This window comes from Ruegeria sp. O4, assembly GCF_056535125.1.
Window position 1 is genome coordinate 104,554 of sequence record NZ_JBQERO010000005.1, and the last position, 14,028, is coordinate 118,581.

Sequence of the window (14,028 nt, forward strand, 5' to 3'; positions counted from 1 at the left end):
TTGAAGTTAAGCCGCTTGAGTAGCGGAGAGAAAGCCCCGAAGCCGTTCGGATTCGGGTGACGTAAAGATATCTTCGGGCAAACCTTCTTCCTCGATCAGGCCCTGATGAAGAAATACCACGTGGCTCGAGATATCTGCCGCCATTTTCATGTCATGGGTCACGATGATCATGGTGCGCCCTTCTGCGGCCAGATCCTTGATCACCTTGATCACTTCCTGTTCCAGTTCGGGATCCAGCGCCGAGGTCGGTTCGTCGAACAACAGCGCCTGCGGTTCCATGCACAGCCCCCGCGCGATCGCGGCACGCTGTTGCTGACCGCCGGACAATTGCGCCGGATAGGCGTCGCATTTGTCGCCAATCCCAACTTTCTCAAGGTATTTGCGCGCGCTGTCTTCCACTTCGGCCTTGTCGCGGCCCAGAACGGTCACGGGGGCTTCCATCACATTTTGCAGGATGGTCATATGCGCCCACAGATTGAACTGCTGAAACACCATCGACAGGTTGGTGCGGATGCGCAGAACCTGCTTGGGGTCCGCGGGGCGACGCCCATGGCTATCGCCCGACCATTTGACAGGCTCGCCTTTGAACAGGATTTCACCCTGCTGGCTGTCTTCCAGCAGATTGCAGCAGCGCAGCAAAGTTGATTTTCCTGACCCCGATGACCCGATCAGCGAGACCACGTCGCCGCCATGTGCTGTGATATCCACCCCCTTCAACACTTCCAGATTGCCGAAGCTTTTGTGAAGGTTTTTGATTTCGATGACGGGAGCGATTTCTGTCACGGGCAGTCCAGTAGTTTGTGGTGTTGGTGCGGTAATAGGGCCGAAAAATTTGCTCAATGCAATGCGCAATTCGCAAATTCAGGGTCGGAAACAGCCAAAATGACCAAATGCACCGGACAATTTGGTCATCAGATTATCCGCTGTGCGCATGGCGGTGGCGGGGTCGGTACGGACAGGTACTCCTCCGCCGGGATGTCGATCAGCCCCTGAATATGCAGCGTTTTGCGGTCGTGTTCGGCAAGGCCGACTATTGCGGTTCGAACTGCGTCTGCGACCAGATCCGCGTTTTGGTCGGGTCCAGTAATATAGGGCAGGGTTGGTGTAGGAGAGGTTTTTGCCAATTCGCGCAGGCTTTTGCCCAGATCGGTATGTTCCTGCAACATCATCCAGGTCAATGCATCCAGCGCGGCGAAATCTGCCTTCCCGTCCGAGACCGCCTGCGCTGACAGCGCGTGACCGCCTGTTTCCAACAACGACGCAGGATTCAGGTTCTCTCGGGATAGATGCGTGATCGGTGCTGCCCAGCCGGATTGAGACAGCGCTTCGTTATACGCGAAGATACCGTCAGTCATGCCCGCCAGCGTGCGGTTGTCGTCGCGCCGCGCCACAAAGACCGAGCAATAATGCCCGGCAGGACAACCGGGCAGGCCGTAATCCGGGGTGCCCACCAGTTGAACCCGACCATGCAAGCGTGTGCGATAGGGCATTCCACAGGTCTGCGCCAGCACCAGTTCGGGATCCAGCCAGACCTGCCAAACATCGGTGTCTCGGGTCAGCTGTTCTGGCCCGCATCCCAAATGCGCACGAATCAACCCCCAGAACCGATCATTGGCGGCCTGAACCTCGGGCATGTCATACATGCCAAGCATGGCGATCAAGATTTAGCGGCCTTTTGCCGGGCCAAAGCCGAATCCACGTCGCTGACCCCTAGTAAGCTGACAACCAGACGCAGCAGCGAGTCCTCCTCACCCGTACGGTGGCCATCAGCCAGCGCCACCGACCACAGCGCCTGAACCACCGCCAGCCGGTTTTCATAAGCGACAGCTTCTTTGATGGCACGGGTAAAACGGACCGTGTCGGGGGCCTCGGCCTCAAGATCTTCGGCACGGGCGCGCAAAGCCGCGCTTTCGAACGGGGACAAACCGTATCGTTCAGCCGAGATGCGGTCGATGCGCGCCATCTCAGAATCAGAATAATCGTTGTCAGATCGTGCCAGACGCACCAGCAGGGCCGTCAGGGCCAGGCGGGCATCATCTTCGACAAGCGGGTCGGGCTTGGGCTGTGTGAGCCTGGAAAGAAAGTCGCTGAACATGGGTAAGATATAGCGGGCGCTTAACTCACATCCAAGCGGCTTTGGACGCGCTCGCGCGCTGCCTGACTGTCATTATAGCTCAGGCCCATGGCAATGCGGGCTTCTTCGACGATCTTTATCTCGCCCTCGTCCGAACTGCCATCTGCCAGAACGATTTCCCACAACGCGTCAAGGGCTGCCAGCCGCTCTTTCAGGTCCGTGGTTTCCCGGATCAGTTTGCCAAACGTATCAGTTTCCGGTGCCGCAGCATGGAGCTTTTCGCAGGTGGCCCGAACCTTGGCCGCCTCAATCGCGTTATGCTGGTAAAGACGGGCCAGTATCTTGTCGATCAGACTGATCTCTTCCAGCTTATAATCGCGATCTGCCTGCGCGACGCGCACCATCAGAGCACCCAGAGCAAGTTCTGCATCCGGGTCCGGCAATTGTTCATGATGAGGCGGTCTGAGCGCCTTAAAGAACCTTTTCAACATAACAAACACCTAGACGACAGGTCGTGATCGGCCAAGCACGAAATGCCGGTCTTGCTATAGTATTGCGTGTGTCCCGCGCTGAACCAGAGCTGCGCGGCACCGGGTACACACCGGCCAACAATCAATCATTGCCCAATATCCATGAGTTTCAATTTGTCCTTAAGAAACAAAGGCCTGCGTTTACCATGTCAGCGCCTCTTTGGCTGCGTTCTGCAACCAGGCCAGCATTTGGCGATAGGGGACCGGGCCGTAGCTGATCCGCGCAACCCCGAGCTTTGCCAGAATGGGCGTATCCGGCGTGCCGGGCAGGGCGATGATATTGACCGGTAAGGTCGTGGATTCGCAAAGCCGGGCGATCAAGGCTTGGTTCTTTAGCCCGGGTGCGAAGAATCCGCTGGCACCTGCATCAGCATAGGCATTGGCACGGGCAATGGCCTCATCCAGCATCGTGTCGTCATGGGTGTCCGCAGCGGCCTTCAGGAAGATATCTGTGCGCGCATTGACATAGGCGGGAATAGCCGCGCGCGCGCAAGCGCCGCATACCGCTTCAACACGTTTGGCCTGAGTGGCGATATCGTAGAGACCGTCACCACTAATGATCTGGTCCTCAAAGTTGAAACCGACCACTCCGCAATCAAGCGCGCGCCGAACGTTTAGTGCGATCCCTTGCGGGTCTTCGGCATAAGCCCCCTCGAAATCCAGTGTTACCGGCAGATCAACAGCCGCAACGATGCGGCGTGCATTGTCCAACGCGGCCTCAAGTGGAATGTTCTGCCCGTCGCCATAACCTTGCGCTATGGCAACAGGGGCACTGCCGGTCGCGATGGCCTGGGCACCGGCGTCCCGAACAGCCCCAGCGCTGCCAGCGTCCCAGATATTAAACAGAATGACAGGATCGCCCTTCTTGTGAAGGCTGGTAAAGGTCACGGCTTTCTGGGACTGGCTGGTCATCGGAACTCTCCTGTTGTCGCGAATCCTACAGCTAACGCTGCGACAATGACCCGGCCAGAGTTTTTGCGACCAGCCAGGTCATTTTGAGGTGACGGCACAGGCACAGATTGCGTCAGTTGCGCACAGCACCTGTGACTTGCATCGGTTTGAAACCAAGGTCTCAGGCTTCGCCCACGGCGCCAGAGACGAATTTTGCGCTAAACGCAGATTCGCCCAGACGTTGCAGAAGACTCAGCTGTGTCTCCAGCCAGGCTTTGTGACCTTCTTCTTCCATCAGGATGCGTTCGAAAAGTGTACGCGAACCAACATCACCGGCCTCAGCCGCCTGTTGCGCTGCATTGGTGTAGAAGTCGACGGCCTCACTCTCGTCTTTGAGATCAGAGGCGAACATCTCCTCTAGTGTGCCTGCTGCGGCCGGGCTTTTCTGAAACGCAAGCTCGGGGGTTCCACCCAGAAACAGGATACGTTCGATAAAGGCGTCAGAATGCACCAGTTCTTCCTGCATCTCGCCCCGCATTTTCTCGGCCAGAATATCAAGGCCCCAGTCGTCCAGTACGTGCGCGTGCAACTGGTATTGGTGCGCGGCAGTAAGCTCCATATGAAGCGCTTGCTGAAGGTTGGTGATCGTTGTTGCGTTGCTCATCGGAAATCTCCTGAAACCGTGAAATGCAAAAGCAGAAAACCTGCCTCTCCACACAGTTAAGAGGTCAGCCCCCACGAAACAACGTGGGGTGACAGTCCGACACAGTCAGAGATTAGACCAGCCGCGAAGTGTCTTTCGCGGCCCGCACAAATTCGCGAAACAGCGGATGCGGGTCAAACGGCTTGGACTTCAGTTCCGGGTGGTACTGAACGCCGATGAACCACGGATGATCCGCCCATTCCACGATTTCAGGCAGACGTCCGTCCGGCGACATGCCCGAAAACTTCAGGCCCGCTTTTTCAAGCTTGTCGCGATACTTGATGTCCACCTCATAGCGGTGGCGGTGTCGTTCCTCGATCTGCGTGCCGCCATAAACCTCGGCCACTTTGGATCCATCCGCCAATACTGCGTTGTAAGCCCCAAGGCGCATTGTGCCGCCTTTGTCGTCGCCGACCTTGCGCTCGACCTTGTGGTTGCCCTGTACCCACTCCTTGAGGTGATAGACCACCGGTTCAAACCGTTTCTTCCCGGCCTCATGGTCGAATTCCTCGGACCCGGCTTCGGCGATTCCCGCAGCGTTCCGCGCAGCCTCGATCACCGCCATCTGCATGCCGAGACAAATGCCCAGATAGGGAACCTTGTGCTCGCGCGCATATTGCGCCGCCTTGATCTTGCCTTCGGTGCCACGCTCGCCAAACCCACCGGGGACGAGGATGGCGTGGAAGCCTTCCAGATACGGGGCCGCGTCTTCGGTATCGAAAACCTCGGCATCCACCCACTCGATCTTGACCTTCACGCGGTTGGCCATACCGCCATGGGTCAGCGCCTCGGCAATCGACTTATAGGCGTCTTCAAGCTGCGTATATTTGCCGACAATGGCCACTTTCACTTCGCCTTCGGCGTTGTGGATGCGGTCGCTCACATCTTCCCATTTGGCCAGATCGGGCTTGGGGGCGGGGCTGATCTGGAAGGCATCAAGAACGGCCTGATCCAGCCCCTCGCGGTGATAGGCCAGCGGGGCGTCGTAGATGGTCGACAGGTCCTGTGCCGCGATCACGCTGTCTGGACGCACGTTGCAGAACAGGGCCAGCTTTTCCCGTTCCTTGGTCGGGATCGGCCCTTCAGACCGGCAGACCAGAATATCGGGTGCCAGACCGATCGAGCGCAGTTCTTTCACCGAGTGCTGGGTCGGCTTGGTCTTCAACTCACCCGACGCTTTGATGTAGGGCAGCAACGTCAAATGCATAAAGATACACTGGCCGCGTGGTTTGTCCTGACTGAACTGTCGGATGGCTTCAAAGAAGGGCAGGCCTTCGATGTCACCCACAGTACCGCCAATCTCACACAGCATGAAATCAACCTCATCCTCGCCGATGGCGATGAAATCCTTGATCTCGTTGGTGACGTGCGGGATCACTTGAATGGTCTTGCCGAGGTAATCGCCGCGGCGCTCTTTCTCCAGAACATTGGAATAAATCCGGCCCGAGCTGACCGAGTCGGTCTTGCGTGCCGCGACACCGGTGAACCGTTCGTAATGGCCAAGGTCCAGATCGGTCTCGGCGCCATCATCAGTGACAAATACTTCGCCATGCTCAAAGGGCGACATCGTGCCGGGATCGACGTTCAGATAGGGGTCCAGCTTGCGTAGACGCACCGAATAACCGCGGGCCTGCAACAAAGCGCCCAAAGCTGCCGAAGCCAGCCCTTTGCCCAAGGACGAAACCACACCACCGGTGATGAAAATAAAACGTGCCATAGTTTTTCGGCTGCTCCCGTGAGACGTCAAAATCAGCTGCCCGGCGGCTCCGAAAAACCGCTGCATCACGGGACTTCACGTATAAAGGATTCGCGCCAAAAGCGCAAGAGAACCGCAAGATGCTGTTGCAGTCCTCTCTCAGGTTTCTAGGTTTTGTGGATCAATCCGCCTGCGGGATCAGCGGCGCGTTGTCGTCCTGTGCCGGCGGCAGAAGATCATCAACCGACGGAATAGCCGGTGCGCTTTCCTCGGTCGAAGCCGGTGCCGGAACGCCCAGACGGTCGATTACCGAGCTGCCCGAAGATTTCTGAGCCGCAAGAATGGTCAGCGTGATCGAGGTGACGATGAAACACGCTGCAAGTATCCAGGTCAGCTTGCCCAAAGCCGTCGCTGCCGCGCGACCGGTCATCGCACCACCGCCACCGCCCATGCCAAGGCCACCGCCTTCAGACCGCTGCATCAGGACAACGGCGATCAGGCCCAGAGCCAGAAGAAGATGGATGATGAGAACGACGTTTTCCATGGTGGTCCTGTACAGCGTGGCGTGTATCGCGTGGTACTTATGCAAGTTTGCCAGCGGGGGCAAGTCAGGAGTTGGCATCAACTTCCTTGATGTATCCCATCACGTCAAAGGGACTGGACAGTGCGTTGAGTTGTGACGCAGGCTGCGGCCATGCCACATGACGATCACGACCACCCGCATGCCCTGTTGCCACCCGAACCCGCATTGCGCGTCAAAGCGCTTGAGACGATTCTGACTCGCAAAGGGCTGATCGATCCGGCGGCTCTGGATGAGATCATCGACACCTATCAGAACAGGATCGGGCCGCAAAACGGTGCGCGCGTCGTTGCCAAAGCCTGGAGCGACCCTGCCTTCAAAGCCGCCCTGCTTGAAGACGCCACTCCGGTCGTAGCCGACCTTGGCTACTATGGCCGCCAGGGCGAACATATGGTGGTTGTCGAGAACACACCGGATCGGCACAACATGGTCGTCTGCACCCTGTGCAGCTGTTACCCTTGGCCACTGCTGGGTATCCCGCCCGGATGGTACAAGTCCGACGCCTACCGAGCCCGCGCAGTGCGAGAACCGCGCAAGGTGCTGGCCGAGTTCGGCGTCACCTTGCCCCAAGACACCTCTGTACGGGTTTGGGATTCGACGGCCGAAATTCGCTACCTTGTCTTGCCCATGCGCCCTGAAGGCACAGACGGGATGAACGAAGATGAACTAACCGCGCTTGTGACGCGCGACAGCATGATCGGCACGGGCCTTCCGAGGGTGCCCGCATGACCCGCGTTCACGATATGGGAGGCCGTTTCGGTGATGGTCCGATACGTCCAGAGGCAGAGGATGCGCCGGTCTTTGCCGAAGACTGGCACGCCCGCGCTCTTGCGGTCACACTTGCATCTGGGTTTCTGGGGCAGTGGAACATCGACGTTTCACGCCACGCGCGCGAACGCCTGTCCCCGAAGGACTACACCCGGTTTTCGTATTATGAGAAATGGATATCCGGTCTGGCCGATCTGCTTGTCGAAAAGGGTGTTCTGACATTGGAAGATCTGCGTGGCGTGCGTGGCGACAAACCGCACCCCTTGGCAGACAGAGCGCTCAAGGCGGAAGCGGTGTCCGCAGCGCTGGCCAAAGGCGGGCCTGCGGACAGGCCTTCCAATGTCGCGGCGCTGTATTCTGTGGGGCAAGAGGTTGTCACGGTCCAACCGGCGGCAAATCGCCTCGTGGATGGAGGTCACACGCGCCTGCCTGTCTATGCATCCGGTGCCAGGGGCCGAATCCTGCGCCTGCACGGAACCCATGTTCTGCCCGATTCCAATGCGCATGGGTTGGGTGAGGCGCCAGAGCCGATTTATGCAGTGGCTTTTGCGGCATCAGAACTCTGGGCCGCCCCCGAACATCCCGCTGACCAGGTGGTTCTGGACCTCTGGCAAAGCTACCTGCAACCGGCATGAACGACTGTATCACATACGGAGCCCCCGAGCCGGTTTTTGCTGAGCCCTGGCACGCTCAGGTCTTTGCCGTCACAGTCGCGCTGAACGAGGCCGGGCGGTTCGAATGGGCGGATTGGGCGGCGCGTTTTTCAGCGACATTGAAACGCAACGGGCTTGCCCGGGAACTGGATGGCGGTGACGATTACTTCCACGCATGGCTGGAAACGCTTGAAGCATTGCTGGCCGAACAGGGCGCTGCCATGCCGAAAGATGTGCAGGATCTGCGTAAGGCCTGGGAAGAGGCTTACCTGACCACTCCGCACGGACAACCTGTCCACTTGCGATGACAGGGTAGGGGGGCTCTGCCCCCGCCGCCCGTTCCGGGCGCCTCCCCCGGGATATTTGTAGCCAGATGAAGCAGGGGATCCGCTCTTCGTCTGGCTACAAATATCCCCGCCGGAGGCATCGCGCGCCTGCGCGATTTTCCTCTGCGGCGAAATATCGGTTTCCCTGCCGTTTTTGCCCCGCTATATGAGCCGGGTTTGATCACTCAGCACGAAAAGGACCGGATATGGCCAACGTGGTTGTTGTCGGCGCTCAATGGGGCGACGAAGGAAAAGGCAAGATTGTCGACTGGCTCAGCGAAAGGGCGGACGTAATCGCGCGTTTTCAGGGCGGTCACAATGCCGGTCATACGTTGGTGATAGACGGCGAGGTCTATAAGCTGCACGCGCTTCCTTCGGGTGTGGTACGCGGCGGCAAGTTGAGCGTTATTGGCAATGGGGTGGTTCTGGACCCCTGGCATCTGGTCAATGAGATCGCTACCATCCGGGCGCAGGGTGTTGAGATTACGCCCGACACGCTGATGATTGCCGAAAACACGCCGTTGATTCTGCCGATTCACGGCGAGTTGGATCGTGCGCGCGAGGAAGCTGCGAGCAAAGGCACCAAGATCGGAACAACCGGTCGTGGAATTGGCCCGGCCTATGAAGACAAGGTTGGGCGGCGTTCCGTTCGCATTGCCGATCTGGCGGACGAAGCTACGCTGGAGGCCCGCGTGGACCGCGCATTGCAACATCACGATCCGTTGCGCAAGGGGCTGGGTATCGAACCGGTTGACCGCGACGCGCTGATTGCCCAGCTCAAAGAGATCGCGCAACAAATTCTGCCGTTTGCGGCACCTGTCTGGAAAGTGCTGAACGAAAAGCGCAAGGCCGGGAAACGCATCCTGTTTGAAGGGGCGCAGGGCGCTCTGCTGGATATCGATTTTGGCACTTATCCCTTTGTAACGTCGTCGAACGTGATTGCGGGGCAGGCGGCAACCGGCGTTGGAATCGGTCCGGGTTCGATCAATTTCGTGCTTGGCATTGTTAAGGCCTATACCACCCGCGTTGGAGAAGGGCCGTTCCCGACCGAGTTGGAAGACGCAGACGGTCAGCGTCTGGGTGAACGCGGGCACGAATTCGGCACGACAACAGGCCGCAAGCGCCGCTGCGGCTGGTTCGACGCCTGTCTGGTGCGCCAGACCTGCGCCACCAGCGGCGTGAACGGCATTTCGCTGACAAAGCTGGATGTTCTGGACGGGTTTGAGACCCTTAAGATCTGCACCGGGTATGAGCTGGATGGCGAGCGTTTGGATTACCTTCCAACCGCAGCTGATCAGCAAGCCCGCTGTACCCCGATTTATGAAGAAATGCCGGGGTGGAGCGAATCGACCGAAGGCGCGCGCAGCTGGGCCGATTTACCTGCAAATGCGATCAAATATGTACGTCGGGTCGAAGAACTGATCGAATGCCCGGTGGCACTTTTGTCCACCAGCCCGGAGCGGGATGACACCATTCTGGTGACAGACCCCTTTGCCGACTGATGAGCGAAAAACAGAAGACAGGGTTGAGTTACAAGGCACGCCGGCGCTGGTCGCTGGTGATCCTTGTGCTTGGCCTTCCGCTGTACATCATCGCTGTTGTGACGATCGTGAACTTGCTGGGGCGTCCTCCGATCTGGATTGAGTTGCTGGTCTATATCGTGCTGGGCATCCTTTGGGCCCTGCCGTTCAAGTTTGTGTTTCGCGGCGTCGGTAAAGAAGACCCCGATCAGCCCTAGCGCTCGTCAGGTACGTGTAAATGACCGGGCCTGCTGAGCACTGCGCAGGATTACGCGCGGTCCTCGGAGGTATTTTGTCGGCTGTCTGGTATCAGTCGAAACGCTCGGGCTTTGTCATTCAGGGCAGGAGTATGGTCCAACGGCAAAAAGCAAAAAGGCCGGGGGTAAACCCGGCCTCGCTTGTGAACCTTCCAGTGTGATTAGCCAACGGCACGCTCGTCATCGGGGCGAAAACCGATCAGGTTGGACGCCGCGAAACGCCCGCCTCCGGCTTTCTCGATCTTGCCATCGCGCAGCAACTGCCCAAAAGAACGCAGGCTTTCTTCGCGATTGAACTCGTCCTGTTTCAGTGAACGCACCTTGTTCATCAGCTGCGGGCGCGAAAACTGCTCCTGACCTTCGATGAAGGACAGATATGCGGCAGCCGCTTCCAGAAGATCAGGCAGCGATTGCGCACCCTGTTCCTGTGCAAACTGTGCGAAACCGCCTTCTTCCGATCCGGTTGCGTCCTGGTCTGCGGTGACACGACGTGGCGAGACCGGGCTTGCGGATGTTCCGTGTTCATCCACCCGCTGCTCGGCCACCAGCTTGAGCGGCGCCGGAGCTTCCGGTGCCGGACGCATGCTGGTTACCTTGATTTCGGGTCGCCGTGGGCTGACCACGGATGCCAGATCGCCGCGATATTCCCGGTCGGCCGCCTCATCCGAGCGTGCCTGACCGTCGCGGTCGGCTTCGGTGGCTGCGACGGCGGTGCGCAGGTGCGAATAGGTTTCGCGCGCATCGCTGCTGCTGGGGTCATCCATATGCTCACCGGTCTTTGCCATCAGGCGCGACATATCCTGATCGGGATCCGCATCGTCCGCCAGTTTTTGGCTCGAACGGCCGGACAGGTGCTGTTCGATCTCGGAAATTTCGGTCAACAGGTGCATTTCGTCTTCTGCCGTCAAAACACCCTGCGTCAGGTCTTCCTCGACCGGTTCATCGTCGGATTCAATTGCTACGTCTTCTACGTTGAGGATGTTGGGGGCATCCTCTTCGTCGAAATCGTCTTCGGCAACGTCTTCAAGATCAGCGAACAGAGGCTCGGCGGCGGTCTGATCCGCCACCGGCGCGTCTTCGATCTCGTCGATTTGCAAGGGCTGGGGGGTCAGGGGCGCCTGCAGGTCAACGTCTTCTTCGATCTGAGTTTCAGCAACTTCGGGGATCAGCGCATCAGCTGTCTCAGCCGCTTGCGGTTCTTCGGCTTCCTGATCCTGCATCTCGTCAATCGCAGGTGCCGCAGGCACTTCGGTTTCCTGGGCTTCAGGCTCTGTGGGCTCGGCAAAGTCTTCCGCGCTGAGCGCACCGGCCTCAAACGCGGCGGCCACTGCATCTACCGGGGGGGCGGTATTGGCCAACAGCGGTGAGTCTTCGTCTTCGGAATACTCGGCCGCGGGCACATCGGAATGAGAGACGACTGCGCGAATGCGTTGCAGTTTCGCCGTGATGCTGTCAGCGGCCGGGGGTGGGGTGTCCGCGACAGGTTCCGCTTCGGCGAACCCGGTCTGCGCAGGGGCCGGTTGTGGCTGAACGTGAACGGGAGTTTCGGCAACATTGATCGTGGCCGTGTGCGGGGCCGGCTCTTCAGCAGCGACAGGGGTTTCGGTTGTCTGAGTGGCACGCAGCAACAGGCCGGATTCGTTCTGACGGGCTTCGACGCGCTGCGACGCATCGCGCCGGGCGATGCGGGTCAGCATTTCGGCATCAGGTTGCGGGGGTTCCGAGCCGAAGTAACGGTCATCCGCTGCGAGATCGCGGAAATATTCGGCGATGGCTTTCATCGTTTCAAAGGAATCATCGAATCCTTCCAAAGTGCAGGAGAAGGTTCCATATGAAACGGTTAATACCTTGTTATTCTGTACCATCAGACGCACGTCCTTTACAAACTACGAGAGCCCACTTACCCGGAATCGGGAGCACACGAAGGCTCTGAACTTTATGCATGAACCTATCATTTTGTGGTCTTAATGTGTCCAAATCCGGGAAAAATGGCCAATCTTAGGGAAATCGAGCCAATTGTACGCTCTGCCGATCCAATTGGGCTGTTCGGAGGGGGATTTATCGGATCTGGAGACATGAATCTGGTGCTGAATCGCGTCAATTCGGTCGTTGCCGCCGATGGCGGAGCGGACCTTTTGACAGAATCAGGCCGGATTCCCGATGCGGTGATTGGTGACTTCGATTCGCTGAGCAAAGCGACGCAAGCGAAAATTCCCGCGGATCGCCTGTTTGCCATCCGCGAACAGGACAGCACCGATTTCGACAAGGCCCTGCGCAATCTGCACGCTCCGCTGGTTCTTGGGGCCGGGTTTCTTGGCGGGCGACTTGATCACCAACTGGCCGTTCTGAACGTTCTGGTCCGGCGGCAGGATCGGGCCTGCATATTGCTGGGCGAACGTGAACTGGTTTTTCATGCGCCGCCAGAGATCAAGCTGCCGGTTGCACCCGGCGATGTGGTCTCGCTGTTTCCGATGCAGCCCGTGACGGGGCGCAGTACCGGGCTGGAATGGCCGATTGATAATCTGGCCTTTCAGCCGGACGGGCAGGTGGGAACATCCAACCGTGCACTGGCGCCTGTCGAGCTGAACATGGATGGGCCGGGCCTGCTGGTGATGATCCCGCGCGCGGCACTCGATCCGCTTATGCAGGTGTTTCTGTCGGGGCGGACCGGGCGCTGGCCCGCTCGCGCAGAATGACGTACAGGCCTGCGGCAATGGTTATGACGATGCCAACCGCAGCCAATCCATCGGGCAGGTCGCTGAAAATCACCCATCCGATCAGGGTTGCAACCGGGATTTCCAGATATTGCATCGGGGCCAGTGTGGCAGAGGGCGCATAGCGCAGCGACCACGTCATCAGCAGATGCGCGACCGTACCCAACACCCCGATCGCAATCAGCAGCCAGTTCAGATCGCTGGATGGCAGGGTCATCGAGAGCTCCTGAATGTTCATTTGCGTGCCAATCAGAAGGAGCGGTGCCAGAAGGATCGTCGCAAATACGCCGGACACGGCTTGCAACGACACCGGGTCGGTCTCTTTCGCGACTTGCCGGGTGACCAGCATGAACAAGGCAAACACCACGGCAACGATCAGTGGCAGCAACGCAGGTGCACCCACCTCGGCAAAGCTGGGTTGAATGACCAGTAACGTGCCAATGAACCCGACGATGCAGGCAGCAAGACGGCGGGAACCGACCTCTTCCTCCAGAACATATTTGCCCAGCAGCAGCATGATGAATGGCATGACGAAGGCAATTGCAACGGCATCCGCCAATGGCAGGAATTGCAGCGCGCTGAACATGGCTGAAATGCCGATGATATGCAGCAGCGTCCGTAGCAGGGTCAGCCGCAGGATGCGTCCGCGCATCCGCCAGGGTCGCCCGGTCACCGCAACCAGCGGGATCAGGATCACCGCTTGCACCGCGAAACGGACCATGACCAGCAGACCCAGCGGTGTGGTCTCGCCCAACAGCTTCGCCATCGCATCCCCCAAGGGCGCGAGCACGCAAAAACCAAGCATCAAGAAGATGCCAAAGACGGGTCTGTCCTGAGTCATGAGCGCGACGCTAACTGTTTCGCGACGCAGAGGGAAGCGCTGTTGTCAGCGGTCGGGCAGGGGCTGAACCTTGGTGTAATCCGGCCCGTTGCAGATGGGCAGACCATCCTCCAATTTCAGCCATTTCAGCTTTTCTTGATGCGCGACATGCAACGTTGGTTCCAGCGCTTCAGGAGAGTCCAGCGTCGCGACATATAGGTGCACCACATCCGACATGGCGGTTGACCGGAAGGACATCGGCGTGCCGCAATGCGGGCAGAAGCTGCGCTCGACACCGGGAGAGGAGTTAAAGCGCTTGGGCTCTTCACCGATCCACCGCCAATGACCATCGCGAACTCCGAAATACGTTGTCATCGGCGCTGCGCATTGGCGGCGGCAACTGTCGCAATGGCAGGTGACGCATGAAAGTACCGGAGGGTCGACCTCGAACCGGATCTTGCCGCACAGACAATGCCCACGCATGTCGCCCCTCGCT

Annotated in this window: 17 protein-coding genes; 6 read left to right on the forward strand and 11 right to left on the reverse strand. The window is 58.8% G+C overall.

What is annotated here, in order from left to right; translation table 11 throughout:
• Positions 1-6 precede the first annotated feature (6 nt).
• The 8 genes from ACR0J7_RS08760 to secG all read right to left on the reverse strand — a co-directional run bounded on the left by ACR0J7_RS08760 (position 7) and on the right by secG (position 6,438).
• Complete coding sequence (locus ACR0J7_RS08760; RefSeq protein ID WP_267365283.1) at positions 7-783, reverse strand: ABC transporter ATP-binding protein; 777 nt, start codon at positions 781-783, stop codon at positions 7-9.
• Between the two features lie 128 nt (positions 784-911).
• The gene (locus tag ACR0J7_RS08765) at positions 912-1,661 is read right to left on the reverse strand and encodes a phosphate/phosphite/phosphonate ABC transporter substrate-binding protein (protein WP_480481552.1); all 750 of its coding nucleotides are present in this window, start codon (positions 1,659-1,661) and stop codon (positions 912-914) included.
• Positions 1,658-2,095: a tellurite resistance TerB family protein gene (locus ACR0J7_RS08770; RefSeq protein ID WP_209504296.1), complete on the reverse strand. Its 438-nt coding sequence runs from the start codon at positions 2,093-2,095 to the stop codon at positions 1,658-1,660. Before ACR0J7_RS08770 ends, ACR0J7_RS08765 begins: the two co-directional genes overlap by 4 nt.
• 20 nt (positions 2,096-2,115) lie before the next feature.
• Positions 2,116-2,565, reverse strand: a complete 450-nt coding sequence (locus tag ACR0J7_RS08775) for a tellurite resistance TerB family protein (protein ID WP_209504295.1) — start codon at positions 2,563-2,565, stop codon at positions 2,116-2,118.
• A gap of 180 nt (positions 2,566-2,745) precedes the next feature.
• Complete coding sequence (locus ACR0J7_RS08780) at positions 2,746-3,516, reverse strand: isocitrate lyase/PEP mutase family protein (RefSeq protein ID WP_480913911.1); 771 nt, start codon at positions 3,514-3,516, stop codon at positions 2,746-2,748.
• Between the two features lie 160 nt (positions 3,517-3,676).
• Positions 3,677-4,159: a bacterioferritin gene (locus ACR0J7_RS08785; RefSeq protein WP_209504293.1), complete on the reverse strand. Its 483-nt coding sequence runs from the start codon at positions 4,157-4,159 to the stop codon at positions 3,677-3,679.
• Between the two features lie 112 nt (positions 4,160-4,271).
• Positions 4,272-5,915, reverse strand: a complete 1,644-nt coding sequence (locus ACR0J7_RS08790; RefSeq protein ID WP_480481546.1) for a CTP synthase — start codon at positions 5,913-5,915, stop codon at positions 4,272-4,274.
• Between the two features lie 160 nt (positions 5,916-6,075).
• Positions 6,076-6,438: a preprotein translocase subunit SecG gene (secG, locus tag ACR0J7_RS08795; protein ID WP_209504291.1), complete on the reverse strand. Its 363-nt coding sequence runs from the start codon at positions 6,436-6,438 to the stop codon at positions 6,076-6,078.
• 150 nt (positions 6,439-6,588) lie between these two features.
• Between secG and nthA the strand changes: the two genes are divergently transcribed.
• The 5 genes from nthA (at position 6,589) to ACR0J7_RS08820 (ending at position 9,959) form a co-directional block, all read left to right on the forward strand.
• Positions 6,589-7,203 (forward strand): nitrile hydratase subunit alpha, encoded by a 615-nt coding sequence (gene nthA / locus ACR0J7_RS08800; protein WP_209504290.1) that lies wholly within the window; start codon positions 6,589-6,591, stop codon positions 7,201-7,203.
• Complete coding sequence (gene nthB / locus ACR0J7_RS08805) at positions 7,200-7,877, forward strand: nitrile hydratase subunit beta (protein WP_480913913.1); 678 nt, start codon at positions 7,200-7,202, stop codon at positions 7,875-7,877. The genes nthA and nthB overlap by 4 nt, the downstream gene beginning before the upstream one ends.
• Positions 7,874-8,203: a nitrile hydratase accessory protein gene (locus ACR0J7_RS08810; RefSeq protein ID WP_480913915.1), complete on the forward strand. Its 330-nt coding sequence runs from the start codon at positions 7,874-7,876 to the stop codon at positions 8,201-8,203. The genes nthB and ACR0J7_RS08810 overlap by 4 nt, the downstream gene beginning before the upstream one ends.
• 224 nt (positions 8,204-8,427) lie before the next feature.
• A complete protein-coding gene (locus ACR0J7_RS08815; protein WP_480913917.1) occupies positions 8,428-9,723 on the forward strand; it encodes an adenylosuccinate synthase in 1,296 nt (431 codons plus the stop codon).
• Entirely contained in the window at positions 9,723-9,959 is a 237-nt protein-coding gene (locus tag ACR0J7_RS08820) for a DUF2842 domain-containing protein (protein ID WP_480913920.1), read from the forward strand. Before ACR0J7_RS08815 ends, ACR0J7_RS08820 begins: the two co-directional genes overlap by 1 nt.
• A 200-nt stretch (positions 9,960-10,159) precedes the next feature.
• Here the strand turns inward: ACR0J7_RS08820 and ACR0J7_RS08825 are convergent, their stop codons facing one another.
• Positions 10,160-11,779, reverse strand: coding sequence for a hypothetical protein (locus tag ACR0J7_RS08825; protein ID WP_480913922.1), 1,620 nt, complete (start codon positions 11,777-11,779; stop codon positions 10,160-10,162).
• Between the two features lie 207 nt (positions 11,780-11,986).
• Here ACR0J7_RS08825 and ACR0J7_RS08830 point away from each other — a divergent pair, with 207 nt between their 5' ends.
• Entirely contained in the window at positions 11,987-12,694 is a 708-nt protein-coding gene (locus ACR0J7_RS08830; protein WP_480913924.1) for a thiamine diphosphokinase, read from the forward strand.
• On the opposite strand, the gene ACR0J7_RS08835 is transcribed toward ACR0J7_RS08830, so the two are convergent.
• Positions 12,639-13,553 carry a DMT family transporter gene (locus tag ACR0J7_RS08835; RefSeq protein ID WP_480831746.1) on the reverse strand — a complete coding sequence of 305 codons (915 nt, stop codon included), beginning with the start codon at positions 13,551-13,553 and terminating at the stop codon, positions 12,639-12,641. The genes ACR0J7_RS08830 and ACR0J7_RS08835 overlap by 56 nt on opposite strands.
• Before the next feature lie 45 nt (positions 13,554-13,598).
• Positions 13,599-14,015, reverse strand: coding sequence for a GFA family protein (locus tag ACR0J7_RS08840; protein WP_480913926.1), 417 nt, complete (start codon positions 14,013-14,015; stop codon positions 13,599-13,601).
• Between the last annotated feature and the right edge of the window lie 13 nt (positions 14,016-14,028).

Excerpts from the sequence above, each read along its gene's own strand:
- secG (WP_209504291.1), bottom strand. The coding sequence starts at position 6,438 with ATGGAAAACGTCGTTCTCATCATCCATCTTCTTCTGGCTCTGGGCCTG.
- ACR0J7_RS08770 (WP_209504296.1), bottom strand. The coding sequence starts at position 2,095 with ATGTTCAGCGACTTTCTTTCCAGGCTCACACAGCCCAAGCCCGACCCG.
- ACR0J7_RS08820 (WP_480913920.1), top strand. The coding sequence starts at position 9,723 with ATGAGCGAAAAACAGAAGACAGGGTTGAGTTACAAGGCACGCCGGCGC.
- ACR0J7_RS08835 (WP_480831746.1), bottom strand. The coding sequence starts at position 13,553 with ATGACTCAGGACAGACCCGTCTTTGGCATCTTCTTGATGCTTGGTTTT.
- nthA (WP_209504290.1), top strand. The coding sequence starts at position 6,589 with ATGCCACATGACGATCACGACCACCCGCATGCCCTGTTGCCACCCGAA.
- ACR0J7_RS08810 (WP_480913915.1), top strand. The coding sequence starts at position 7,874 with ATGAACGACTGTATCACATACGGAGCCCCCGAGCCGGTTTTTGCTGAG.
- ACR0J7_RS08830 (WP_480913924.1), top strand. The coding sequence starts at position 11,987 with ATGGCCAATCTTAGGGAAATCGAGCCAATTGTACGCTCTGCCGATCCA.
- ACR0J7_RS08840 (WP_480913926.1), bottom strand. The coding sequence starts at position 14,015 with ATGCGTGGGCATTGTCTGTGCGGCAAGATCCGGTTCGAGGTCGACCCT.
- ACR0J7_RS08790 (WP_480481546.1), bottom strand. The coding sequence starts at position 5,915 with ATGGCACGTTTTATTTTCATCACCGGTGGTGTGGTTTCGTCCTTGGGC.
- ACR0J7_RS08815 (WP_480913917.1), top strand. The coding sequence starts at position 8,428 with ATGGCCAACGTGGTTGTTGTCGGCGCTCAATGGGGCGACGAAGGAAAA.
- ACR0J7_RS08825 (WP_480913922.1), bottom strand. The coding sequence starts at position 11,779 with ATGAAAGCCATCGCCGAATATTTCCGCGATCTCGCAGCGGATGACCGT.
- ACR0J7_RS08785 (WP_209504293.1), bottom strand. The coding sequence starts at position 4,159 with ATGAGCAACGCAACAACGATCACCAACCTTCAGCAAGCGCTTCATATG.
- ACR0J7_RS08775 (WP_209504295.1), bottom strand. The coding sequence starts at position 2,565 with ATGTTGAAAAGGTTCTTTAAGGCGCTCAGACCGCCTCATCATGAACAA.
- nthB (WP_480913913.1), top strand. The coding sequence starts at position 7,200 with ATGACCCGCGTTCACGATATGGGAGGCCGTTTCGGTGATGGTCCGATA.
- ACR0J7_RS08780 (WP_480913911.1), bottom strand. The coding sequence starts at position 3,516 with ATGACCAGCCAGTCCCAGAAAGCCGTGACCTTTACCAGCCTTCACAAG.